The sequence below is a fragment of the Stackebrandtia nassauensis DSM 44728 genome (assembly GCF_000024545.1).
In the GTDB taxonomy this organism is placed as follows: Bacteria; Actinomycetota; Actinomycetes; order Mycobacteriales; family Micromonosporaceae; genus Stackebrandtia; species Stackebrandtia nassauensis.
On the sequence record NC_013947.1, the window covers coordinates 5,962,952 to 5,986,770 of the forward strand.

General features: G+C 68.9%; 20 protein-coding genes. 9 read left to right on the forward strand and 11 right to left on the reverse strand.

Going from position 1 to position 23,819, the window contains the following annotated elements:
• Window positions 1–25: 25 nt before the first annotated feature.
• The 4 genes from SNAS_RS27760 to SNAS_RS27775 all read right to left on the reverse strand — a co-directional run bounded on the left by SNAS_RS27760 (window position 26) and on the right by SNAS_RS27775 (window position 5,385).
• Complete coding sequence (locus tag SNAS_RS27760; protein ID WP_013020812.1) at window positions 26–907, reverse strand: hypothetical protein; 882 nt, start codon at window positions 905–907, stop codon at window positions 26–28.
• 70 nt (window positions 908–977) lie between these two features.
• Complete coding sequence (locus SNAS_RS27765; RefSeq protein ID WP_013020813.1) at window positions 978–1,841, reverse strand: NAD(P)H-binding protein; 864 nt, start codon at window positions 1,839–1,841, stop codon at window positions 978–980.
• A gap of 104 nt (window positions 1,842–1,945) precedes the next feature.
• A complete protein-coding gene (locus tag SNAS_RS27770) occupies window positions 1,946–4,567 on the reverse strand; it encodes a PEP/pyruvate-binding domain-containing protein (RefSeq protein WP_013020814.1) in 2,622 nt (873 codons plus the stop codon).
• A gap of 146 nt (window positions 4,568–4,713) precedes the next feature.
• The gene (locus SNAS_RS27775; RefSeq protein WP_013020815.1) at window positions 4,714–5,385 is read right to left on the reverse strand and encodes a hypothetical protein; all 672 of its coding nucleotides are present in this window, start codon (window positions 5,383–5,385) and stop codon (window positions 4,714–4,716) included.
• A 68-nt stretch (window positions 5,386–5,453) separates the two neighbouring features.
• Between SNAS_RS27775 and SNAS_RS27780 the strand changes: the two genes are divergently transcribed.
• The 4 genes from SNAS_RS27780 to SNAS_RS27795 all read left to right on the forward strand — a co-directional run bounded on the left by SNAS_RS27780 (window position 5,454) and on the right by SNAS_RS27795 (window position 11,888).
• Window positions 5,454–6,074, forward strand: a complete 621-nt coding sequence (locus tag SNAS_RS27780; protein ID WP_013020816.1) for a TetR/AcrR family transcriptional regulator — start codon at window positions 5,454–5,456, stop codon at window positions 6,072–6,074.
• A gap of 115 nt (window positions 6,075–6,189) precedes the next feature.
• Window positions 6,190–9,483: an AfsR/SARP family transcriptional regulator gene (locus SNAS_RS27785; protein WP_013020817.1), complete on the forward strand. Its 3,294-nt coding sequence runs from the start codon at window positions 6,190–6,192 to the stop codon at window positions 9,481–9,483.
• Window positions 9,484–9,559: 76 nt separating this feature from the next.
• Entirely contained in the window at window positions 9,560–10,399 is an 840-nt protein-coding gene (locus tag SNAS_RS27790) for a CPBP family intramembrane glutamic endopeptidase (RefSeq protein WP_013020818.1), read from the forward strand.
• 118 nt (window positions 10,400–10,517) lie between these two features.
• Window positions 10,518–11,888 carry a serine hydrolase domain-containing protein gene (locus SNAS_RS27795; protein ID WP_013020819.1) on the forward strand — a complete coding sequence of 457 codons (1,371 nt, stop codon included), beginning with the start codon at window positions 10,518–10,520 and terminating at the stop codon, window positions 11,886–11,888.
• 102 nt (window positions 11,889–11,990) lie between these two features.
• On the opposite strand, the gene SNAS_RS27800 is transcribed toward SNAS_RS27795, so the two are convergent.
• Entirely contained in the window at window positions 11,991–12,395 is a 405-nt protein-coding gene (locus SNAS_RS27800; protein ID WP_013020820.1) for a MarR family winged helix-turn-helix transcriptional regulator, read from the reverse strand.
• Between the two features lie 74 nt (window positions 12,396–12,469).
• Here SNAS_RS27800 and SNAS_RS27805 point away from each other — a divergent pair, with 74 nt between their 5' ends.
• Window positions 12,470–13,936, forward strand: a complete 1,467-nt coding sequence (locus SNAS_RS27805) for an MFS transporter (protein WP_013020821.1) — start codon at window positions 12,470–12,472, stop codon at window positions 13,934–13,936.
• A 67-nt stretch (window positions 13,937–14,003) separates the two neighbouring features.
• On the opposite strand, the gene SNAS_RS27810 is transcribed toward SNAS_RS27805, so the two are convergent.
• Window positions 14,004–14,591, reverse strand: a complete 588-nt coding sequence (locus SNAS_RS27810; protein ID WP_013020822.1) for a TetR/AcrR family transcriptional regulator — start codon at window positions 14,589–14,591, stop codon at window positions 14,004–14,006.
• Between the two features lie 95 nt (window positions 14,592–14,686).
• Here SNAS_RS27810 and SNAS_RS27815 point away from each other — a divergent pair, with 95 nt between their 5' ends.
• On the forward strand, window positions 14,687–16,252 hold the full coding sequence (locus SNAS_RS27815) for a carboxylesterase/lipase family protein (RefSeq protein ID WP_013020823.1): 1,566 nt from the start codon (window positions 14,687–14,689) through the stop codon (window positions 16,250–16,252).
• A gap of 658 nt (window positions 16,253–16,910) precedes the next feature.
• On the opposite strand, the gene SNAS_RS27820 is transcribed toward SNAS_RS27815, so the two are convergent.
• Complete coding sequence (locus SNAS_RS27820; protein ID WP_013020825.1) at window positions 16,911–17,300, reverse strand: hypothetical protein; 390 nt, start codon at window positions 17,298–17,300, stop codon at window positions 16,911–16,913.
• A 97-nt stretch (window positions 17,301–17,397) separates the two neighbouring features.
• Between SNAS_RS27820 and SNAS_RS27825 the strand changes: the two genes are divergently transcribed.
• The gene (locus tag SNAS_RS27825; protein ID WP_013020826.1) at window positions 17,398–18,120 is read left to right on the forward strand and encodes a GntR family transcriptional regulator; all 723 of its coding nucleotides are present in this window, start codon (window positions 17,398–17,400) and stop codon (window positions 18,118–18,120) included.
• A complete protein-coding gene (locus SNAS_RS27830) occupies window positions 18,117–18,929 on the forward strand; it encodes an arginase family protein (protein ID WP_013020827.1) in 813 nt (270 codons plus the stop codon). The genes SNAS_RS27825 and SNAS_RS27830 overlap by 4 nt, the downstream gene beginning before the upstream one ends.
• A gap of 17 nt (window positions 18,930–18,946) precedes the next feature.
• Here SNAS_RS27830 and SNAS_RS27835 read toward each other — a convergent pair whose 3' ends face one another.
• The 4 genes from SNAS_RS27835 to SNAS_RS27850 all read right to left on the reverse strand — a co-directional run bounded on the left by SNAS_RS27835 (window position 18,947) and on the right by SNAS_RS27850 (window position 21,936).
• Complete coding sequence (locus SNAS_RS27835) at window positions 18,947–19,768, reverse strand: NAD(P)H-binding protein (protein ID WP_013020828.1); 822 nt, start codon at window positions 19,766–19,768, stop codon at window positions 18,947–18,949.
• A 79-nt stretch (window positions 19,769–19,847) separates the two neighbouring features.
• Window positions 19,848–20,714: a GNAT family N-acetyltransferase gene (locus tag SNAS_RS27840; protein ID WP_013020829.1), complete on the reverse strand. Its 867-nt coding sequence runs from the start codon at window positions 20,712–20,714 to the stop codon at window positions 19,848–19,850.
• 47 nt (window positions 20,715–20,761) lie between these two features.
• Window positions 20,762–21,475: a DUF998 domain-containing protein gene (locus SNAS_RS27845; RefSeq protein WP_013020830.1), complete on the reverse strand. Its 714-nt coding sequence runs from the start codon at window positions 21,473–21,475 to the stop codon at window positions 20,762–20,764.
• 92 nt (window positions 21,476–21,567) lie between these two features.
• Window positions 21,568–21,936, reverse strand: coding sequence for a hypothetical protein (locus tag SNAS_RS27850; RefSeq protein WP_013020831.1), 369 nt, complete (start codon window positions 21,934–21,936; stop codon window positions 21,568–21,570).
• 268 nt (window positions 21,937–22,204) lie between these two features.
• Between SNAS_RS27850 and SNAS_RS27855 the strand changes: the two genes are divergently transcribed.
• Window positions 22,205–23,818: a hypothetical protein gene (locus tag SNAS_RS27855; RefSeq protein ID WP_013020832.1), complete on the forward strand. Its 1,614-nt coding sequence runs from the start codon at window positions 22,205–22,207 to the stop codon at window positions 23,816–23,818.
• The last annotated feature ends 1 nt before the right edge of the window (window position 23,819 follow it).

Here is a 23,819-nt window from a genome sequence, read left to right on the forward strand (position 1 = left end):
TGGAGTATTCCCGTTCGCGCCGGTTTCAGCTCCCCGGCGGCCGCGTCGGCGGCTGGGCGGGCGGCTGCCCGTAGCCACCCGAGACCGGCGGCGGGTAGCCCGCGTTTGCTTGCGGCTGTTGGTAACCCGCGTTCGGCTGCGGGTACCCGGGCGCGGGCTGTCCGTACGCCATCCCCGGCTGCGGATGTCCGGCCACGGCGAACTGCCCCGGCATCGGCTGCGGCGCGACCGGGGTTGCCCCCGCGATGCTCGACGCGACGAAGCCGCGCAGCTTCGCCAGTCCGAACAGGATGTACCCGAAGACGATCGCGGTGACCAGGAACATGCCCGTGTACATGAGGAACTCGGAGTTGCCGGGGTCGAGAATGCCGCCGTACAGCATCGGCGCCTCCCCCGCGAGGTTCGCCAGAATCAGGTACAGCAACGGGAACCCGATCCAGGTCACCGGATGCCAGGCCCGCGTCCGCGCCGAGAACCGTCCGACGAGGACGAAGTCGGCGGCCACGATCAGCGGCGTCAGCAGGTGCTCGAACAGGAACCCGGTCTCGCCCAGATCGCCCTCTCCCAGGATGAAGATCGAGGCGATGCAGATCAGCATCATCATCGACGCCAGCGCTCCCCGCACCCAGGCCACCACCGGCTCGGCCTTCTCGCCGCCGGGGATCAGCGGGATCGGGGCCATCAGCCCGTACAGGATCGCCGCGACCAGGCTGCCCGACTGGCTGAGGAACCACAGGTCCGACCAGCCCAGCACCGGGTCGTAGGCCACCAGGAACACGCCGTAGAACGCGCACGCGGCGACGATCAGCCGCCACCCCGCCGTGCCGATGTTGGTCAGCACCGGCGGCAGCATCGGGGCCGGAGCGGGAGGCGGAGCAGCGGGAGGCGCGGCGGCGGGCGGATACATGAACCACTCCTTGCGGGGATCGACCGGTCAAGAGTATTCACCGTCGCCAGTTCCGCGCCTGAACAGGCAGCTAGTTGCCGAAGACCGCCGCGTGGTCCCGGGCCCACCGCTCGAAGCTTCGGGCCGGGCGGCCCAGGATGTCGGGCACCTCGTGGGTGATCGACGGCTGCGGCGGCCGACCGTTGAAGACGGCGTACCGGGCGATGAGCGACGCCACCATCGCCGACGGCAGCCCGGACGCGGCGATGAGCTCCGCCGCCGGTTCCAGGCCGATCTCGCGGTAGCGCAGCGGCCGGTCCAGGACCTTGCCGAGGATCGTGACCAGTTCGGCGTGGCTGAGGTAGTCCGGGCCGGTCAGCACCGGTTTGCGACCCAGCAGGTCGTCGGTCAGCAGCGCGTGCGCGGCCACCTCGGCCACGTCGCGCGGGTCGACGAGCGTCTCGACGAAGTCGGCGTACGGTCCCGTCACCACGTCGCCGACCGCCAGCTGCGGGCCCCACAGCACGACGTGGGCGGGACCGGCGAACACCGCCGGTCGCAGGCTCACCCACTCCAGGCCGCTGGACTCCACCGCCGCCTCGGTCTCGGCGTTGCGGTGACCGAAGAACCGGGACGGTTGCAGCGACCGGTCCTGCTCGATGTTGAACGCCGACAGTCCGACCAGCCGCCGCACCCCGCGTTCACGGGCCAGCTCGGCGAAGTCGCCGACCGAGTCGCCCAGCGCGGCGGAGTTGACGAACACCGACGTCACGCCGTCCAGGAGATCGGCGACGGTGTCCAGACGGGACGGATCGGCCCACACCACGTCGACGCCTTCGCCAAGCCGGGCCGCGGCGGGATCGCGGGTCATCGCCCGCACTTCGGCACCGCTGTCGCGCAGCGCTTTCACCAGCGGTCGGCCGACGTTTCCGGTGGCTCCGGTGACGAGAATCATGACACTCCTTGGTTACGGGGTAGGGGTATCCAGGATGTCTCCTCGACGCGTCATCGCCATCGCACCGGCGAAGTCCTTCGCGCGTACTTCCCGTGCGGTACGGACTATTCCTCCTCGGCCTCGTGGACCTTGATCGCCCCGGCCGTTCCATCCACTGTGATCGTCTGGCCGGTCTGGACGCGTTCGCAGGCGTCGTGGACGCCGACCACCGCCGGGATGCCGTATTCGCGGGCCACGACGGCGCCGTGCGAGTTGGCGCCGCCCATCTCCATGACCAGGCCGCCCGCGGTCAGGAACAGCGGGGTCCAGCCGGGGTCGGTGGACGGGGCGATGAGGATCTCGCCGGGTTCCAGGTGCGCCCCCAGCGGATCCAGGACCACCCGGGCGATCCCGGTGACCTCACCTGACGACGCCGGGGTGCCGGTCAGTTCGCCCTCGACGATCTCGCGGCTGGCGACCGCCTCGGGTTCGGTCCCGTCGGACAGCATCACGCGTGGCTGGTGTTTGCGGCGCAGTTCCCGGTCGTAGTCGGCGCGACGGCTCGCGACCAGCTCGCGGTAGTCGCGCGGCTGCCGCAGTTCCTTGGGCGTCAGGAAGAACACGTCGTCCACTGTGTCTAGTTGTCCCGCGGTGACCAGCGTTTCGCCGATGATCTTCAGGTGGGCCCGGGCCGCCGCCAGTCCGCCGACCAGGCAGTTCTTCGGCATCTCCCGCACCCCCACCAGCTGCCGGGCCCGCCCCAGCGCGAACCGCACCATCGGGCCGCGCAGCCAGCCCGCCCGGTGCGCCAGGTCGCGGATCTTCGCCTCGGCTTCGGCCGCGCCGCGCTCGAACTGCCGGTCCGGGGCCAGTTCGGGATCATCGAGGCGCAGGTAGTTGGCCAAGACGGCGAGGATGTGGCCGGGGTCGTCCGACCAGCGCGGCATCCCCAGGTCGATCTCGGCGACCGCGCGGTGCCCGTACTCCGCCAGGAACTCGTCGAGCCCCGCCGACAGCACCGGCGGCAGTTCGGTGCGGTGCCGGGCCAGTTCGGCTGCCGGGGTCTCGCGCAGCACCGCCGCAGACGCGGGGTCCGCACCGGCGTCGCGCGCCAGCCGCCACAGCGCCAGGTCCATCTCGGTGGTGACGTTGTTCGGCACTCCACGCAGGACGGTCTGGAGTTCGCCGGGTTCGGTGCGGCCGCGCAGCAGCCAGGCCGCGGCACCGAGCATGCCGAAGCCCGCGAAGGCCGCCGGGGCCAGCCGGGGCGCGTTGGGGAACAGGTCCCGCCCCAGCAGCTGCTCCACATGGTCCAGTCGCCGCGTCGGGCTCGCGTCCGGCATCGGCGACGACAGGGCCGCGAAGTCGCGCCGGATCCGCTCGACATTGGCCAGTGCCCGGCGCGGGGAGATGACCGCCGCCACAAGGCGCGGCGGAATCCTGTACCGCCAGGCGATCCTGGCGATCCGGCGCAGTACCGGCCGCCGGGACGGCTGGGTGATGCTGAACTGGGGCCAGTCCATCAGTTCCCGCAGCACGACGGCCGAGCGGGCCTCCATGACGCCCAGCAGTTTGGAGACGATCGTCCGTCCCATCCGGGATCGCAGCGCCGGGGTCACCTCGATGTAGATCCGCTGTCCGGCCACATTGAACACGGCCGGGCCGCGCTCGGGGTCGGGCAGCGGGAATCCCAGCGTCCGCGCGGCTCCCCCGGCCAGCAGCCGAAACGCCGCCAGCCCCATCGGGGTCACCGGCCGGTACATGCCCTGCCCGGCCGCGACCGAGAAATACGCGCGCAACGGTTGTGGACTCGCCGTGTCCGGCAGCGGGTACAGCGTCGTGATCGGGCGGGCCTGGGTGAGCCACAGCTTCCCGTCGGCGTCGATGACCCACTCGGTGTCCTGCGGGCTGCCGTAGTGCGCGGAAACCTTGCGCCCCAAGGCTGCCAGCTCTCGCAGCTGTTCGTCGGTCAGGCACGCGGCCTCGACGTCCTCGCGTTCCATGGTGCTGGTGCCGCCGCCGGGCAGCGAGTGGATCGACATCCGTTTGTCCCCCAGGCGGCGCTCCGAGATCCGGTCGTCGGGGTCGACGACGAAGTGGTCGGGGTTGACCGCGCCGGACACCACCGCCTCCCCCAGTCCGGGGCTGGCGTCGATGACGGTCTGGTTCCGGCGCCCGGTAACGGGATTGGCGGTGAACATGACCCCGGCGACGCTCGGCTCCACCATGTCCTGGATGACGACGGCCAGGGCGACCTCGGCGTGGTCAATGCCGTTGGCCTCGCGGTACGCCACCGCCCGTTCCGTCCACAGTGACGCCCAGCAGCGCCGCACCGCGTCCAGCACCGCGTCGGGTCCGATCATGTTCAGGAAGGTGTCCTGCTGTCCGGCGAAGCTGGCGTCGGGCAGATCCTCGGCGGTGGCCGAGGACCGCACCGCCACCGGTCCGTCCGCGTGAGCGCGCACCGCCTCGGCGATGTCGGCGTCGACCTCGGCGGCCAGGATCGCCTCCCGCACCCGGGCGGCGAGTTTCCCGGCCTCGACCGTCCCACCACTGAGGATCTCGGGCACCCCGGCGGCCTCGGCCACCCGCCGGTAGGCCGCGGTGGTCACACACACTCCGGACGGCACCGGCAATCCCGCGCGCAGCAGCACTCCCAGGTTCGCCGCCTTACCGCCCACCTGGGCGAGCTGCTGGGGGCCGACCTCGGCGAGTTCGACGACGAGGGCTGATTCGACGACCGACATGACGGGCTCCTCTCGACGGCCGGAGCACGGCGTCACGGCCGTCCCCCTCAGGTTAACTCATCGTCTGTTGAATTATCGCGGCGGTCGGACCGAATCCACCCTCCGGTCGGCGAATCGCGGCCACTTCGACGATGCCCCATCGCGGTTCAGTCCGCAGCCACTCGCGTCGGATCCAACCGTCCCCGCAACAACGCGACACTGTAGACGGCGATCCACACCACCCACAGCAGCCAGCCGATCAGTCCCAACAGCGACAACGGATTGACCGTCGCCAGTGGGCTGGTCGTGGCCGAGGCCAGCAGCGCCGCCGCCCCGGCCAGGCCGATGGCGGCGTGCCAGCGCGCAATCATCCGGCCCTTCAGCCCGCTGACCGAGAACCCCAGCAGCGCCAACGCCAGGAACACCTGGTTGAAGCCGAAGAAACCGTTGTACAGCACCCACAGTCCCGCCAGCGTGTCGCTGGATTCGACGGCGGTCATGGCCAGCCGGGTCGCCTCGACCCCGGTGAAGGCGAGGTTCTGCAACAGCACCCCGGCCAGGCCGAGGACCGACCACGCGTCGCCGCGCCTGACGTCGCGGCCCGACTGGACGGCGAACACTCCGGCGGCGAAGATCGACGACAGCAGCCAGGCCACCGGCAGGAACGCCGAGGCGACGCGCAGCGTCCGCTCACTGCCGTCGAAGATGCCCGCCAGCCGCTCGGGCGCGACGGCCTCGGAGGGGGCGGGGAAGCCGGACGACAGCAGGAAGGTGTTTGCCACTATCAGGACGAGGGTGAATCCGATGCCCGCCAATCCGGCGATACGGAGGAAGCGCATGAGGGTGCCTCTCAATTGACTTTACTTAGCTTATATTGAATATAGTCACAGTCAAGCGAAAGGCAGCGATGGAGTCCCAACGGCGCCGCTACGAATCCCTGGTCCGCACCGCCCGGGCCGACGAGACCCGGCAGCGGATCGCGCACGCGGCCCGGGAACTGTTCGTCTCGCACGGCTGGGCCCACACCACGGTCCGCGAGGTGGCCCGACGGGCCGAGGTCTCGGTGCCGACGGTGTACTCGGCCTACGGCAACAAGAAGGGCCTGGCCCTGGCGGTCGTGGACTCGATGGATCTGACCGCCGATCCCTCGGCCCTGGTCACCGAGCTCGCCGACAGCCCACCCCGGCAACAGCTGGCGGCCGCGATCGGCTTCGACTGCCGCCTGTTCCAGCACTCCGGCGACCTGATCCGGCTGCTGCGCGAGGCGGCCCGCACCGAACCCGAACTCGCCGACATCCACCGCGCGGGCCCGCGCCGGGGCGAGGAGGCACTGCTGGCGCTCGTCTCGTCATGGCCACGGGGAACACTGCGCGACGGCCTCACCCCCCAGCTCGCCGTCGACACCTACGCGGCGGTGTGCACACCGGACACCTACGCTGACCTGACCGGCCCGCGCGGCTGGACCCCCGACGACGTCCAACGACTGTGGACGGACCTGCTGACCCGCGAGCTGCTCGCCGGGGCTTGATCAGTCGACGGCCAGCTTCCGGACCGGTTTCGGCCTCCACAACAGCGAACCGCCGAGCGCCGGGATCAAAGCCATCCAGAGCGCACTGACGACGGACCGTGGAAGACTGTTCGCCGTGCGCATCAACCTGCTGGGACCCTTCGAGGTCCTCGACGCCGACGGCCGCACCGTCGACGTCGGCGGCCCCCGGGTGCGCGCACTGGCCGCCCGTCTCGCCCTCGCCGACGGCCGTACCGTCTCCGCCGCACTGCTGATCGACGACCTGTGGGGCGACAACCCGCCCGCCGGAGCCAGCGGCACCCTGCACCGGCTCGTCTCCCGGCTGCGGAGTGCGTTGCCGGACACCGGAACGGGCCACCCCCTGCGCTCCGAACCCGGCGGCTACCGACTGGAGGCCACGGTCGACGCCCGCCGCTTCGAGGACCTCGCGGCGTCCGGACGCCAAGCACTCGCCGACACCGACCCCGCCACAGCGGCCCGGCTACTGCGCGATGCCGAACGACTCTGGCGCGGCCCCGCGCTCGGCGGCCTGGGCGAAGCCCCGTACCTGACCGGCGCCACCGCCCGACTGTCGGACCTGCGACTGCGGGTCTCGGAGCATCGGTTCGAGGCCGAACTCGCCCTGGGGCGACACGCCGCCGTCGCCACCGAGGTCGAACAGCTGGCGGCGAACCACCCGCTGCGGGAACGCTTGCAGGGCTTGCTGATGCGGGTGCGATACGCCACCGGACGGCAAGCCGAGGCGCTGGCCGTCTTCGAGCGGGTCCGCGCCGAACTGGCGGACCGGCTGGGAGCGGACCCGTCGCCGGAGCTGGCCGCTGTCCACGTCGCGGTGCTTCGCCAGGACCCCGACCTGGCCCCGAACCCACCCCACCCGACGCCGTCGGCCGCGCTGACGAGCTTCGTCGGCCGCGAGTCCGAACTAGACCAACTGCGTTCGCTGCTCGGCCGCGAGCGACTGGTGACGATCCTCGGCCCCGGCGGAGCGGGCAAGACCCGACTGGCCCGCGAGCTGCTCGTCCAGCTGTCCCCGGACGGCGGCGAAACCCGCTTCGTTGAACTGTCCATGGTCGACGGTACTGCGGGGCTGATCCCCGCGATCCTGGACAGCCTCGGCACCCGCTCGCCGTTCCCGGGCGGCCCGGCCGATACCGACGGCCACAGCCGACGTGACTCGGGCGCCGGTGAGTCCATTACCGCCGACTCGCCCACCGAGTTCGAAGCGCTCACCGCCACACTGCACGGCCGCGCGCTGCTTCTGGTCCTCGACAACTGCGAACACCTCGCCACCGACGTCGCCATCCTCGTCGAGCGACTGCTCGACACCAACCCCCGGCTACGGATCCTGTGCACCGGTCGGCAACCGCTGGACATCGCGGGCGAGCAACGCTTCCCCTTGCCGCCGTTGGGTTTGCCAAACTCAGACCGACCCACCACCGAAGCCGCCGCCGTCCGGCTGTTCGCCGACCGCGCCGCGAAGGTGCGCCCCGGCTTCACCGTCACCGACGCCAACGCCGAAACCGTCGCGGAGATCTGCCGCCGCCTCGACGGTCTGCCGCTGGCCATCGAACTGGCCGCCGCCCGGACCCGCATCATGACGCCGTCCCAGCTCGCCCACCGTCTCGACGACCGGTTCCAGCTGCTGACCGGCGGCGTTCGCACCGCCGATGCCCGGCACCAGACGCTGCGAGCCGTCGTGGAGTGGAGCTGGGATCTGCTGGACGAGCCGGAGCGGCGGTTGGCGCGGCGGTTCTCGGTATTCGCGGGTGGGGCCACGCTGGCCGCCGTCGAGGCTGTCTGCGGTGGACCGGATCTGCCCGCCGACCGGATCCTCGACGTCGTCGCCGCTCTTGCCGACAAGTCGCTGCTCGAAGCCACCGACACCGACGGTCCCGAGCCGCGCTTTCGCATGCTGGACACCATCCGCGCCTTCGCCACCGATCAGCTAGCCGAGGCGGGCGAGAGGTCCGGCCCCGGCCATGCCGCCGCCCCTGACGGCCCCGCCAGCCCGCACCCCACCGAAGCCACCGCCACCCGCACCAAGCACGCCCACTACTTCCGCCAACTCGCCGAGCACGCCGATCCCCAACTACGTGGCCCCGACCAGCCCACGGCCCTGGCCATGTTCCAAGCCGAGCAGCCAAACCTGTCGTCCGCCTTGCGATGGGCCCTCAGCACCGCCGACACTGAACTCGCGCTGCGACTGGCCGCCTCCCAAGTCTGGTACCGACTGCTACGCGGCTCCCGATACGACACCGCCATCACCGACGACGTCCTCAACCTGCCCGGCGACGACTTCCCCACCGAACGCTCCACAGTCGCCACCGCGCTCGCCATGGCGGGCGTCGGCTTCGCCGGAGTCGACGTCCCCGTCGCACAGCGAGCCCTGACCGTCGCACGCCACCACATCGACCAAGCCGACCGCTCCCGACACCCGCTGCTGTCCCTGTGGGAACCGCTGCTCGCCTTGCACGACAAAGACCTGCACGGCACCCGCCTCGAACTCGAAAAGCTGCTGAACCCGAACGACGCGTGGACCCAAGCCACCGCGTCGCTGTTCCTCGGCTTCGTCCACAACCTCGACGGCGACACCTCGACCGCCCGCCACCATCTGGAGCAAGCCGCCGACCACTTCGAACGCCTGGGTGACCGCTGGGGCCGGTTCCTCACCGCGCAGGCCCTAGCCCCGATACGTTCCCTCAACGGCGATCCCACCTCCGCCGCGACCACCTACCGTGAAGCACTCGCCCACCTCACAGCACTGGGCACCACCGAAGACGTCCCGATGCTACTGGCCCAAGTGGGCCACGAACTACTGCGCGCCAACGACACCAACGCCGCCCGCTCCGAACTGGAGTCCGCGCTGCGACTCGCCGACCGCCACGGCAACCGCGAGGCCCGAATCTGGAGCCACTGCGGCCTAGGCGATCTCGCCGTCGCAACCGCCAACCTCCCCGAAGCCGAACACCACTACCGGCTCGCCCGGGAAGCGATAGCCGCCGACTCTCCCACCCGCCGACTCATACCCGTCATCGAAAGCCGCACCGCCCGACTCCTGCACGCCAACGGATCCCCAGTAGCGGCAAGGTCCCGACTCCAGACCGCCATCACCGCAGCCCTCGCCGCCGACGACCTGCCGAGCCTCGCCTACGCCGCCAACACCCTCGCCGAAATCGTCCTGGCCGACGGCGATCCCGCCACCGCCGCCGAAATCCTCGGCCTGGCCGAAACCATCCGCGGCGCCCCCGACCAAGGCGACCCCAACGTCGCCCGCACCACCACTGCGGCCCGTACCGCTCTCGGCACCGCTGACTTCACCACCGCTCACCAGCACGGCGCACACCGTACCCGCGCCGAGTCCCTGAAGCGACTGACCGACCTCGCCGAACAGACCCCCGCCTCCGGCTGACAGCGAACTGTTCGACGCCTGTCAGCGCGGCGGCGAATCGTGTGGTCGTCAACCACACGATCGCAGGAGGTCCCCAATGTCAACCGTTCCCATCGCTCCCCCATCACAGTCCCTCGCCCACCGCTTCAGTCTGCCGACGTTTCTCCTCGTCACGCTACTGGGCGGCTGGGTCGCCGTCACCCCCCTGTGGCTCTTCGGCGGGAACGCCGCGCTCGGCATCGCCGGGATGGCCATGATGTCCACTCCCGCGCTGGGGGTGCTGGCCGCCCGTCGCCGCGGCGTCCGATTCCGGGACCTCGCCCACGCAACCGGATTGACGCTCGGCCCGCGCCGAACCCGCACCATCGCCGTTGCCATCGCCGTGCTGCTGGGCCTCCCCGCGCTGGCCGGGATCGCCATCGCGATCGCCGCCGGTTCCGGCTTGGCCACACTCAACCCGGGGATGTCGGGCGCGCTGCTCGCCGTCGTCATGACCCCGCTGACCACGTTCCTCATGGTCCCGACCGCGTTCGGCGAGGAGTGGGGCTGGCGCGGTCTCCTTCTGCCGCACCTGATGGAACGCCACTCACGACGCAAGGCCATTGTGGTCACCGGCTTGATCTGGTGTGTCTGGCACGCACCCCTGGGCCTCTTCTTCGGAGCGTCGGCGCCCTTGTACTTCATCCCGCTGAGCGCGATGTTCATGGTCTTCGCCGGTCCGGTCAGCTGGGCACGGTTGGCCACCGGTTCCGTGTGGCCCGCGGTCCTCGCCCACGCCGGACTGAACGCGTCCGCGGCAACGCTGTTCACATCCCTGTCCTCAGGCGCCACCCCCGCCGACATCGGAATCGGCGCGGTGGTCGGCATGGCTCTCTGGGCGGCGGCTCTGCTGCTGACGACAGCGATCCTGTTCCGCACCAAACATCAACACCCGTGACCCACATCACTTGAACTTAGTACAAGAATCTATTGCACTTAGTTCAAGCGGAGGCTAACTTGTACTTAGTTCAAGTAGCCCCGGTCCTCCGGGGCCCCAGCAAAGAGGAGCCACGAACATGTCGAACGACTTCATCGCCCAGGCCCAGGAACGACTCGACACCCTGCGCGCCAAGCACCGCATCCCCGGTGCCTCCCTGGCCATCCTGGTCGACGGCCAGATCCACGAGCTGGCCTCCGGAGTCCTGAACCGCGACACCGGCGTCGAGGTCACCCCGGACTCGCTGTTCCAGTCCGGCTCGGTCGCCAAGATCTACACCGCCACCGTCATCATGCGGCTGGTCGGCGAGGGCAAACTCGACCTGGACGCCAAGGTCGTCGACGTCCTGCCCGAGTTCAGCACCCCCGACCCCGAAGCGGCCGCCCAGATCACCATCCGGCAGCTGCTGTCCCACACCGGCGGTGTCACCAACGACTTCCACGGCGCCGCCGACGCCACCGGCGGCGACGCGCTGGCCCGGTACGTCGAGGCCGCCCGCGAAGTGCCGCTGGACCTGCCGCCTGGAACCGCCGCGTCCTACGGCAGCCTCGGCATCGTCGTGCTGGGCCGCGTCATCGAGGTGCTCACCGGAACGACCTGGAACCAGGCGCTGAAGGACCTGCTGTTCGACCCGTTGGGGCTGAAGCGTTCGGTGACCCTGCCCGAGGAGGCGATGCGGTACCGCTACGCGTGGGGCCACCTCGGCCAGCCGGGCACCGACCCGGAACCGATCGACATGTTCTCCTACATCCCCCGGGCCTTCGCCCCGGCGGCGCAGGTCCTGGTCTCGGCCGGGGACCTGGTGCGGCTGGCGAAGCTGCACCTGGACGGCGGCGTGGCGCCCGACGGCACCCGGATCGTCGCCGCCGAGGCCGTCGCGGCCATGCAGCGCGTCGAGTCCACACCCGTCGACCGCTGGTCGGTCAGCGCCGACCACTGGGGACTGGGCTGGTGCCTGTACGACCAGCCGGGTTTCCAGGGCTTCGGCCACGACGGTTCGGCGGTGTCGCAGCACGCGATGCTGCGGGTATTCCCCGAGCAGGGCGTCGCGCTGGCGCTGATGACCAACAGCGGCAACGGACGTTCCCTGTACGCGGAGCTGTTCCCCGAACTGCTCGACGCGCTGGGCATCACGATGCCCGCGCCCTTCGGTCCGGCCGACCCGCCCATCACCGTGGACGCGACCCGGTTCTACGGCCTCTACCAGCGGGCTGGTGTCGACATCACCATCAGCGAACGCGACGGCAAGCCGTACGCGAAGTACGAGTTCGTCGACGTCTCCGCGGAGATCCCGCCGCTGGAGGGAGAGATGCGACCGGTGTCGGACACCGTCTTCTCGGTGTTCATGTCCGGCGAGGGCATCAACGAGGAGATGCCGGTCATCTTCACCACCCACAACGGCACCGAGTACTGCTGGGCCGGTATGCGCGCCGCCCCCAAAACCGCTTGAGCCCCAACGAAACAAGGCCGCGTCCGGACGAACCGGGCGCGGCCCCTTCGCGTCACCTCACGTCGATCGGCAGCGGCGACGTATCCCGCCGTTGACTTTCGTCTAGGCGGGTTCGGGCACCTTGTCCAGGGCGGCCCGCAGCACCGCCAGGTGGGTCGGCGCGGCGGCCTCCCAGCGCGCGCGGCCCTCGTCGGTGAGTTCCAGGAACATGGCGCGGCGGTCGAAGTCACAGACCGCGCGGGTCACCAGTCCCGCCTTCTCCAACCGGGTCACAGTGCGAGATAGCGCACTCTGGCTCAGATACATCTTCGCCTCAAGGTCCTTCATCTTGACCTTGCCGTCGCCCTTGCCGCATACGCCACCGAGCTGACAGAGGACCTCGAACTCACTGAGCCCCAGGTCATGGCGCGCTTGGAGTTCGTTCTCAAGCTCGCAGGACGTGGTGTGGACGACCCGAAGTGTTTCACACCACGCTGTGCGCACCTCGTCGTCCGTCATGTGTGTCATGACCAGGAGATTAACATGTCAAGGCATTTAATGTCCACGCGAAATATGTCTTGGCATTCAATGCAGAAGCATGTATGTTGATCGACGTGACTCTCACTGAAGCGAAACCCCAGCCCAAGCACGTGACGTCCCCCGAGGGACCCGATACCCCCACCCCCCACGCCCGGCGTTGGGGCCCGAAACTGTGGGCCATTCTCTTTGTCGCCGGTCTGGCGATGTTCCTGGACGCACTCGACGTCTCGATGGTCGGCGTCGCACTGCCGTCCATCGGCGCCGAACTGGGACTTGACACCGCCAGCCTCCAGTGGATCGTGAACGGCTACATCCTCGGCTACGGCGGACTGCTGCTGCTGGGCGGCCGGGCCGCGGACCTGTTGGGCCGCCGCAAGGTCTTCCTCGGCGCTTTGGTCGTGTTCGGTGTTGCCTCCCTAGTCGGCGGGCTCGTCGACCACGGTGGACTCCTGATCGCCAGCCGGATCGTCAAGGGCGTCGCCGCCGCGTTCACCGCACCCGCGGCGTTGTCCATCATCACCACAACCTTCAAGCAGGGACACGACCGCAACCGGGCGCTGTCACTGTTCACGGTGTTCGGTGCCACCGGTTACGCGTCCGGCCTGATCGTCTCCGGCCTGCTGACCGGCATCGACTGGCGACTGACCTTCTTCGCGCCGGTCGCGGTGGTCGCCGTGGTCATCATCGCCGCCTTCTTCGTGGTGCCGAAGTCCTCGCCGGAGCACGGCAGCATCGACTACGCCGGTGCCGTCCTGCTGACCGGCGGCATGCTGGCCGCCGTCTACACGATCGTGACCGCTCCCGAGACCGGCTTCACCCCGCTGGTGACCGCCACGGCCATCGCCGCCGTCGCCTTCATCGGAGTGTTCCTGTTCGTGCAGAACAAGGTCAAGGAGCCGCTGATCCGCCTGGGCATCTTCAAGATCGGCTCGATCGTGCGGGCCAACCTGGCCGCGCTGGCGATCTTCGGTTCCTACATCAGCTTCCAGACCGTCGTGTCCCTCTACCTTCAGAACACCCTGAAGTGGGACCCGCTGCAGATGGCGCTGGCGCTGGCTCCCGCCGGAGTGATCGTGGCCTTCCTGTCCCCGATCGCCGGCAAGTTCATCGACCGCTTCGGCACCAAGCCGATGATCATCGCCGCGATGGGCGCCTTCGTCCTGGGCTACCTGTGGTTCATCATCCGCGGCGGCGACCCGACCCCCGCCTACTTCGTGGACTACCTGCCCTCGTTCCTGCTGCTGGGCCTGGGCTTCGCCCTCGGCTTCTCGGCGGTCATGGTGCAGGCCACCGACGGCATCAGCGACGACGAGCAGGGCCTGGCCTCCGGTCTGGTCCAGACCTCCGGCCAGATCGGCGGCGCGGTCGTCCTGGCGATCGTCACCGGCCTGATCGCCGGTCCCGCCGCCACCAGCATCGCGCAGTACAGGCCGGGTCTGTACCTGATCGTGATCGTCGGCGCCGTCGGCCTGCTGGCCGCGGTCAGCGCGCTGCTGTCGGGCCGCAAGCCCGCGCTGGAAGCCGCGTGACACAACGTAAGTAACCGCAAGGGAGGATGCTGGGGCCGCCGGGGATGGCGGCCCCAGCTTCGTGTTCTCACTCGGTGTCGGGGGTGATGCGCGCCAGCGCGTGGATCCCCCGGAACAACTCCTCGGCCGACGGCGCCGTGTCCGGGTTGACCAGGTACTGGATCATCACGCCGCTCAACAGCGCCATCTGCACCGAACCGAGGGTGCGGATCGTCTCGGGCGGCACCTGCGACTCCTCGACGCCGGTCAGCACCGACGTGATGCCGCTGCGCCCCTCCTCGAAGCCCGCGGACAGGTGCTCGCGCACCGACGCGTCCCGATAGGCCACCAGCACCGACTCCAGGTTCGCGGCCCAGAAGGTCTTGTCCTCTCCGCCGTAGGCCGCCATCATGTTCGTCCACAGTGCCGTGAACCGCTGGACGGGCGTCGCGTCCGGGTCGGCCGCCTCGGCCGTCGGCGACAAGCCCGAGTCCCCGCCGCCGAGCACCTCGAACAGGGCCGCGTTCAACAGCGCCTCCTTCGATCCGAAGTGGTAGCCGATGGCCGCCTTGCTGACGCCCGCAAGGTCCGAGATGTCGCGCACGGTGGTGCGCTCATAGCCCTTCTGAATCAGACACTGCTTCGCCGCGTCCAGAAGTTGCTCGCGATTTCCCATGTCAGCAGCCTAACCCGCGCTGGGACGCCTGTCTGAGACAAGTTTTTGCCCAAACGTCTTAGACGTTTGTCCAAATCTTTGCTACGGTTCTCCGCATGACCCGAAACCGCAAACTCCTCACCGCCGCGACCGCCGCCCTGGCGGTCGCCGCCATCGCCATCACGACCACCGCCTACGCCCAGGACACCGACCCCACCCAGAACCCCATAGTGGACACGAACTCCGGCCCCGTGCGCGGCACCGACTCGGGCACCGTCCGCACCTACCAGGGCATCCCCTACGCCGCCCCACCCACCGGCGACCTGCGCTGGCAACCCCCCAAGAAGGCCGAACCCTGGACCCAACCCCTCGACGCCACCAAATCCGGCAAGCCCTGCGTCCAGCCCACCGACCAGCCCATCGCCATCCCCGGCGGCGAGGAGGACTGCCTCACCCTCAACGTCACCTCCCCCACCAAGGGCGACAACAAAAAGCCCGTCATCGTGTGGATCCACGGCGGCAGCTTCACCTACGGCGACGGCGCCTCCTACGGTGCCGAGAAACTCGCCACCCGGGGCGACGCGGTCGTCGTCACGATCAACTACCGCCTCGGCGCCTTCGGCTTCCTGTCCCACCCCGACCTGAAAAACGCCGACAACCTGGGGCTCCGCGACCAACAAGCCGCCCTGAAATGGGTGCGCGCCAACGCCTCCGCCTTCGGCGGCGACAACCGAAACGTCACCATCATGGGCGAGTCCGGCGGCGGCTACAGCATCTGCGGCCACCTGGCGGCACCGAAATCGGCCGGACTGTTCGACAAAGCCATCATCCACAGTGCAGGATGCGTCGGCAGCGCCGACGCCAGCATGACCCGCGAACAGGCCGAGAAGAACGGCGAGGACTTCGCCGAACGCCTCGACTGCACCGACGTCGCATGCATGCGCGCCAAGGATTCCGAAACGATCCTGACCGCCGCCGAGAGCGGCCACGAGGGCTACCGTCCCTTCCACGGCACCAAGACCCTGCCGCTGTCCCCGTCCGAGGCCATCGAGTCCGGCCGCATCAACGAGGTCCCGGTGCTGCACGGCTCCAACCACGACGAGGAGAACGGCCGCCTCGCCGGAGAGGAACTGGCGACCGGAACACCGTTGACCGAGGACGACTACCGCAAGCGCATGCGCGAGACCTTCGGCGATGACGCCGAAGCCGTCATGGCCGAATACCCGGTGTCCGACTACGCATCCCCCAGCAACGCGCTCGGCGCAGCCCAGACCGACGCCAACTGGTCCACCCACTCCTACGACACCCAAAAGGCACTCGCCAAGCACGTCCCGGTCTACGCCTTCGATATCGCCGAGCCCAACGCCCCCTGGTTCAACGGCATGCCCCGCCCCAGCTTCACCATCGGCACCGGCCACATGCAGGAACTGGCCTACTTCTACGACAATGCCCTGTTCGAGAAACGCGACGGCGACCAGGAGCGACTGTCCGACGCACTGATCGACTACTGGAGCCGCTTCGTCCACAGTAGCGACATGAACGAGCGCGGCCTGCCGAAGTGGAAGCAGTTCAAGCACCACCGCCCCTACACCCAAAAACTGGTCGCCGACCTCGACGCGATCGGCCGCACCGACTACGCCACCGAACACCACTACGACTTCTGGAAGTCCCTGAACCGCTGACCCCCATACGGCGCTGCCCCGGTCATCCACCGGGGCAGCCCCGTCTCCCGCCGCAACTCGGCGGCGACAACCCGCGTCTGAACTGCCGAGCAAGCCCCGTGCCCCTCCAGGGCCAGAGTCCTCAGATCGCTGTCCCTCGTCCCTCGCCTCTTTGCCAGTCGTCAGCTGGCTCCCGCCCACCCCGCAGCTGTTAAACGATCGTGGCAATGCCCCCAGCCCTTGCGAAGCGCCGCTGGCCGCCGGTGAGCTTGCCGCGAAAGGGATCCCCGCGCATGGCGTTGTCGGCTGGACGCGTGGTAGTGCGCTGGCTCGCCATCGCCGCAATGCTGAACCCCGTTCCCCTGCGGGGCCCGAGTTACCAGCCCGCTGTCTCCCGAACCCCAACATCCCGGCCAATTCTCAACTGGCTCCCGCCCACCCCTCGCTGTGCCGTGGTCTTGGCGGTCTCCGGCGGATGGCCCCTGTATCGACCGGCGGAATCGGAGGGGCAATGGGACGAGCCGCTACCGGGAACGCTGCTCGATGCAAGTCCAAGATTCCCGACAAAGCTTGCGCTAGTTGTTGGGCCTCTGCGGCTTTGGCCTCTGCCGCAGCTTGTCGTGCCGCAGCAGCCTGTTGTCGAGCAACTGCGGCGAGCTGACGGTCCCTGGTACCACCTTCAGCGAAAACCCCACGACGACTGCTCCTTCCTCAACAACCCGATGCGCTGAGATCGAGCATCACCAAAATCGATCAATCTAGACAGTGCCGTTAGATCCCAACAGAAAGAACCAAGCGGTGGAGTGAACGTCTCCTTTCGGAATCTCGATAGTTCGCGTCCAATGCCGAAGGCCATCGCCGTTTTCGGGACCAAAGGGCGGCCGGTCGCGGCAGCCAGGGCATTGACTTTGTCGGGCCGGACATACACCTCGTCGCCCGATGCGAACTCGCGGACCTGTGCATCGACCCGCACCCGCACATCGTGCTCGGCCATCTCGGCTTCGGGCACCTCCGCTAGCCGCAGCGGTGCCTTGTACTTGTTGACGACGAACGCCTTCTTGCGGCCCATCGAGCGGGCGCGAGCATGGCCTCACTTGCCAGATTGTCGGACAATATGGCAATCTTGGGGAGGTCGAGCAGGACTTCAGGACAGGAGGCAGGTGACAATGACGAACCCGATCACCGGCCTGGGCGCGAGCATTCAGCGGCAAAGCACCACCGAGCAGGCCGCCGATGCTGTCCGGCAGGCCATCCTGTCCGGCCGACTACTGCCGGGCACCCCGCTGCGCGAGACCGCCCTGGCCGCCGAGCTCGGCGTGTCCCGCAGTACTTTGCGCGAGGCCGCGCGGACTCTCGACGGCGAAGGCCTGGTCCGCTATCAGATGAACCGCGGCATCGTCGTCGCCGACATCACCGGGCAGGACGTCACCGACATCTACGCTGCCCGCGCCGCTGTGGAACTGGCCGCGGTCGATGCCCTCTCCGAGCACCGGGACCCCGCGATCTACGCGAAACTCGCCGACCTGGTTGACCAGATAGAAGGCGCCTTCGACGACGGCGACACCACCGCCGCGCTTGAGGGTGACCGGCTCTTCCACGCCACCCTGGTCACGGCCACCGGCAGCCCCCGGCTGTGCCGCTTCTACCAACAGCTCCAACAGGAGCAGCGTCTCGCCCTGGCGCTGGCCGAGCGCTCCCGTCGTGAACTCGGGCGCACCACGGACGACCACCGCCAGCTACTGGACGCGCTGCACGGCAGCGCGGAACAAGCCAGGACGGAACTCACCGCGCACCTGCGAGCAGGCGCCGCCGAGCTGCGACGACTGCTCGACCTGCTCACCCAACGCCAACAATCCACCCGTCGCGAGGAAACGAAGGACTCCGCATGACTGATCGCAACACCAACAGCGCCTGGGATCTGATCGTCACGCCCTGGCATCTCGACGAGCACATCCCGGCCTTTCCGATCCCCGACACCGCGACCCCGGTCGCTCGCCCGGCTCTCCCCGCCGGTCCCGTTCCCGTCCGCATGAACCTGCTGCATGAGGCCACCCTCGACGTGGTGACGCGGACCGACAGGCCCCTGGTGTTGTCCGGCGACTGCCCCACCGCCAGGGCGGTGCTGGCCGGGATGCAGCGCCGTCACCAGGACCTGGCCGTGCTGTGGCTGGACGCCCACGGCGACTTCAACACCCCCGCCATATCGACCAGCGGCTATCTCGGCGGTATGGCTCTGGCCATGCTGACCGGCCGGACACCCGGGCTGTTCGACGACACGCTCGGACTTCGGCCAGTCGACGAGGCCAATGTCGTGCTCGCTGACGCCAGGGATCTCGATCCCGCCGAGCACGACGCCCTGTCCACGAGCCAGGTCCACCGTGTACCCGCCGACCCGGCCGCGATCACCACCGCCCTCGAAAGGCTCGGCGGCACACCGGTTTACGTCCACCTCGACATCGACGTCATTGACGGCGCCCAGCTGCCCGGCGCGCGCTTCCCCTCCGGCCCCGGCCCTTCCTTCGCCCAGATCGAGGAGTGCCTGACTGCCGCCTGCGCCACCGCCGACGTTGTAGCCGCCTACATTGCCTGCGCCTGGCTGCCCGACCACGTCAACGACCAGACCACACGCGAAGCGATCACCCGGCTCACAACAGCACTCGGCGCCAATCTGACATGGCGCCAGCCGACAGACCGCTAACCGCGCACTTCTTGGGGTCAGACACGGAAGGCGTTGGCGTGTTCGGTTGCCCATTGGGTGAAGGATCGGGGCGCTCGACCCAGGATCTTCTCCACTGAGGAATTGACGTGGCCGACCGAGTCGGGAACGGTCGCCCACATGTTGAGCATGAACTCGATGCCCTCTTCGGACCATCCTTGCGATCGCCATAGGTCGCGAGCCTGGTCATCGGTGAGTTCGGCGAAGTTCAATGGAAGGCCGGTCGCGGTGGCCAGGGCATTGACCTTGTCGGCGGGGGTCAGCGTTTGGGGGCCGGTCAGTTTGTAGGTCTGGCCGTCGTGTCCGCCGTTGATGAGGATGTGGGCTGCCACCGCGCCGATGTCGGATTCGTCGACGGACGCGGTTTTGCGGGAACCGTAGGGTTCGCGGACGACTCCGTCATCTCGAATCGCTTGGCTCCAGCCCAAGGTGTTGGCCATGTAATCGATGGGCCACAGTAGAGTCCATTTCAGTTCGCTGGCGGCGAGTGCTTGTTCGAGCGGGCCTTCGAGACCGGGGGAAATAGCGGTTACCCGTTGTACTCCGGCGCGCGTGGCCAGTGCCGCGATCTCGGCGCCCGTCCGCAAGGGAGTGTGGTCGTCGCCGGAGGCGCTAAGAAGGTGAGCCGCGGTCACGCCGTCGAAGACGGCGCGCAGGGTCTCCGGTCGGGAGAGGTCACCGGTTACGACCTCGACGTTTTCGGGCAAGCTGGCGGCGTCGGGGTTGCGGGTCAGTGCTCGTACCGGTTGGCCGGTCGCCAGCAGGTGTTTGATGATGTGGCGGCCGATGGTTCCGGTGGCTCCGGCTACTAGATACGTCATGTCCTGCCCTTTCGCGATGGGGTCGGACCGAAACCGTATTCCCGATTGCGGACAGCCACTGCCCTCGATCGCGGCTGACCTAGCCGTCGCGGCGGCGGTCCAGGACTTCCGGGCGCGCTTGGAAACCGGCCGACTTGTACGTGGCCACCGCGCCCACATTGGAACTCGGCGTGCAGACGAGCACACTCGACGAGCCCAACTCCCGCAGCACAGCCGCCGCCGCGATGTTCATCGCCTTGCCGTGTCCGTGGCCGCGATGGTCGCGGTGTACGCCCATCGGTTCGATCAGCCCGGGTTTGCCCGGACCAGCCGACCATACGGTCACCGTCGCGACCGCGTTGTCGTTCTCGTCGTACGCGACAAGGCATCGCGCGTCGGCGAACGGAACACCGCTGGCCATCGCCTGCCAGCGGTCCTCGGTGAACGTTGACTTGTCGAACGATGCCCGGACTACCTCGGCCGCTACGTGCGCCTTGTCCGGACCTGCGACCTCGTATCGGATGCCGGGGTCCTTCACCGGTTCGGTGAGGTCGAGACGTAGCGGGGTCCACGGTTCGTCGGTGGCCCAGCCGGTTTCGTGCAGCAGTTCCTGGATCAGTGCGTCTTGAGGGGCTTCGACGTAGACCTTGCCCTCGGGGAGGACGCCGCGCTTGGGGTCGGTCAGGTCCTGGGTGAGTTGGTGCGACAGTTCCTCGTCACGGCGGGAGTCGGGCGCCATCGTTATGCGCAGCAGGTCGGAGCCGTCGAGCAGGCCGACGGCGAGGATGCGGCCGTCGCGGCTCCAAGTGCGGACCGCCGCCGCTGTGGTCTCGGTTCCGAAGCGCCAGTACCAGCCGATGTCACCCGGGTGGAGCTGCATGGGGGCGCCTTCGTGTTGCCATGAGCGCAGTGCGCTGGTGGCTTCGCTCAGCTGGTCGACGCGCGGTTGGGCCAACTCAATCGTCATGGCGCCGATCTCACACCACCGGCGGGCGGGGTGCAACCGTTTTCTGGTCAGGCCGGGGCTGGTTGGCGGAGTTGTCGGCGCCAGAGCACGAACGCGGCGACGATTCCCCAGACCCAGACGGACGCGTACATCACGCGTTGGGCGGCGCCGCCGAACGGGGTTCCCGTGAGGGGTTGGGCCAGCAGGGTCGCGGTGGCGACAGTGGTGACGATGACGCATTCGTAGGTCCAGCGGGCGAGGGCGGGCTGGTCCTTGGACGTGGTCGCCAGCAGGATCAGGGCGGGGATCTGGGCCAGCATGCTCGGCAGCGCCACGATCACGTGCCACTGTAGATTGACGTCGGCGGGGATGAAGCCGGTGGCGGCGTTGCTGAGTCCGAAGGAGACCAACAGGGCGGTGGCGACGACGGTCTTGGTCGAGCGGGGCCAGTAGCGGTGGAGCAGGATCGCGGCGGCTGCCGTGGTGAGTCCGTTGAGGACGAACGCCCAGTTCACCATGTCGTGCAATGGCGAGCAGACCGGGTACTCGGCGACCGAGATCGTTCCGCATTCGGCGACACCTAGTGCGCTCATGGGTTGGACGAACACGTTGTAGGGGACCCGGCTGGCGGCGATGGCGATCGCCTCGGGGATGAAGTAGCACAGTGTCGCGATCCAGCAGGCCAGGCTGGCGGCCGCGGCGAACCTGCTGCGGCGCGAGAACCAGGCGGCGGCGAGCACGACGATCGAGACCGCGAACATGGCGAGGATGGAGGGGCTCATTGTCTTATGAGTCTGGTGGCGGGCAAGGGTTCCGGCATCGGCATGGGGGACGATTCGCGGCTACGACTTTGGTCGCGGTCGCACGGGGCGCGTCACTTGTCGTCGCGGTTGATGTTGATCGTCTGGGCCTGGTATGAGTCGTGGCCGACCGTGCCGGAGTTGATGTTCACCGTGGCCCCGGGAGCGGCGGCGATGAGCGCTTGCCCGGCCTGGCGCAGTTCGCGGTCGAACTCGGGATCGGCGGCGGCCACCAGTTCGAGGGCGGCGGCGAGTCGTTCGGTGTTCGCCTCCGGATCGGACTCGGCGGCTTCGAGGGCGGTCTGAGCGAGCGGTTCCTTGGCGAAGCGGCGTTTCACCAGCGCTACGACGGCGTCGTAGGCTTTGCGTCCGCCCTTGAAGGCGACCTCGGCTGTCTTCCCGGCGACGGCACCCGCGATGGCCATCATGATGGGATCCGGCATGTGAACCTCCCCGGCTTGGAAAGCTTGAGCATATCGACGCGGGGGGTAACCGGTTACAGTGTCGGGGTGTCTGGACTGCGGATGGGGTGCGCGTGCCGCTCGCGCGTTGCGGCTGCCATACCCGAGTCCAGTGTGGTAACGATCGGGCGGCCAGCGGCCAGCGGCCAGCGGCCAGCGGCCAGCGGCCAGCGGCCAGCGGCCAGCGGCCAGCGGCGTGCGACAGGACGACTGACCGGCCGGGCCCGGGGTGCGGACGCGGGGAGTCGGTGTGACCGGCGGCCTCGACGGCAAAGTGACGCTCGCGTCGCAGCGGCAGGTCCTGGCGGTGACCCGCAACCGGGCCTCGGTGTTCCGGCTGCTGGAGATCCTCAAGCTGTTCGACGATGACGACCGGGTCACCATCCGCACGACGATCGGACCGGACTCCCGGTATGACCACGGCGTCGATCAGCTGCTGGTGTCGCAACGGATCCGTCCGCTGCCGTGGCACCGCGCCACACAGTCCACATTCGATCTCGCTGTCTCGGGTACCACTCACGCCAGTCTGCGGGAGCTGAAGGCACCCGTGGTCGTCTTCCCGCACGGGGCGGGGCATCACAAGCGGCCACCCGCCGTCACCAGCGGCGGCGAGGTGTTCGAACTGATGCCACAACAGTTGCTGCACAACGGTTCCGTGATCCCGTCGCGGATACTGCTGCCGGGTCCGGACTCGTTGCGCCGGTTGCGGCTCGGTTGTGGGGCGGCCGTCCCGCACGCCGTCATCGCGGGCGATCCGATCGCCCAGCAGCTACGCGCGCACCGGCCGCTGCGCGACAGCTATCGGGCGGCGTTCGGCCTGCGACCCGGACAGCGCCTCGTATTGGTGGCGTCGTCGTGGGGTCCGGGTTCGCTCGCGGGACAGTCGCTGGAGTTGATCAAGCGGCTGGTCGCCGAGTTGCCCGTTGACGAGTACCGGATCGCGGCGGCCTTCCACCACAACGTCACCATTCACGACGGTCAACGCGACCTGGAGCGGCGGCTGCGAGCCGCGCTCGACTCCGGCCTCATCCTCATCCCGCCGACGGCGGCCTGGCAGCCAGCCGTGATCGCCGCCGACGTCGTCATCGGCGACGGAGGCTCGATCTCGTTCTACGCCGCCGACGGGACACCCGTGGCCATCGCGGCCCACGATCCGAGCGAGTACCCCGACGACGGCCCGGTGGCGGCGTTGGTCGACGCGGTTCCGCACCTCGACCCGAAGGCGCCGCTGCCGCCGCAGGTTGAGCGGCTTGTCGCGGAAGGGCGGCCCGCGGCGGTCGAGGCGATCCTCGACTCGTCGATCGACCGTCGCATCGACGCGGCCGGGGCGTTCAGAACCGTCATGTACGAGCTGATGGACCTGCCGGAGCCCGCCGTCCCCGCGTTCCTGCCGTTGGCCAAGCCGGAACTGAAGTGGGACAACGTCACCGCCTTCGTAGTTCACAGCGCGGTCGACCCGGGGAACCGTACGGTCACCCTCACCCGGTACCCGGCCGCGACGGCGACCGTGCGGGCGGGCCGACACCTGGTGGTGCGCACCGATGACGCCGACCCGCGACGGCCACAGACGGCCGCCGCCCTCGTCGCGGTCAATCCCGAACCGAGTCCGGCCGAACTGCTGCGGCGGTTTCCCGGTTGCCGGGTCGTAGCGCGGCCGTCGGCCGAAGGGCGTTGCGTACTGCGCGACCGCGACGGCACCGAGTACCTTGCCGTCGTGAGCGGGTCGCCGATCGCGACGGTCGAACTGGCCGCCTCGACGTACTACGTCATAGTCCAGGCTGGACTAGAACCGCTGGGCGGCTTCACGGTCGGCTGCGGCGGGCAGACGGTGTCGATCCACTTCAGCCACTCACCCGTCGACTAGG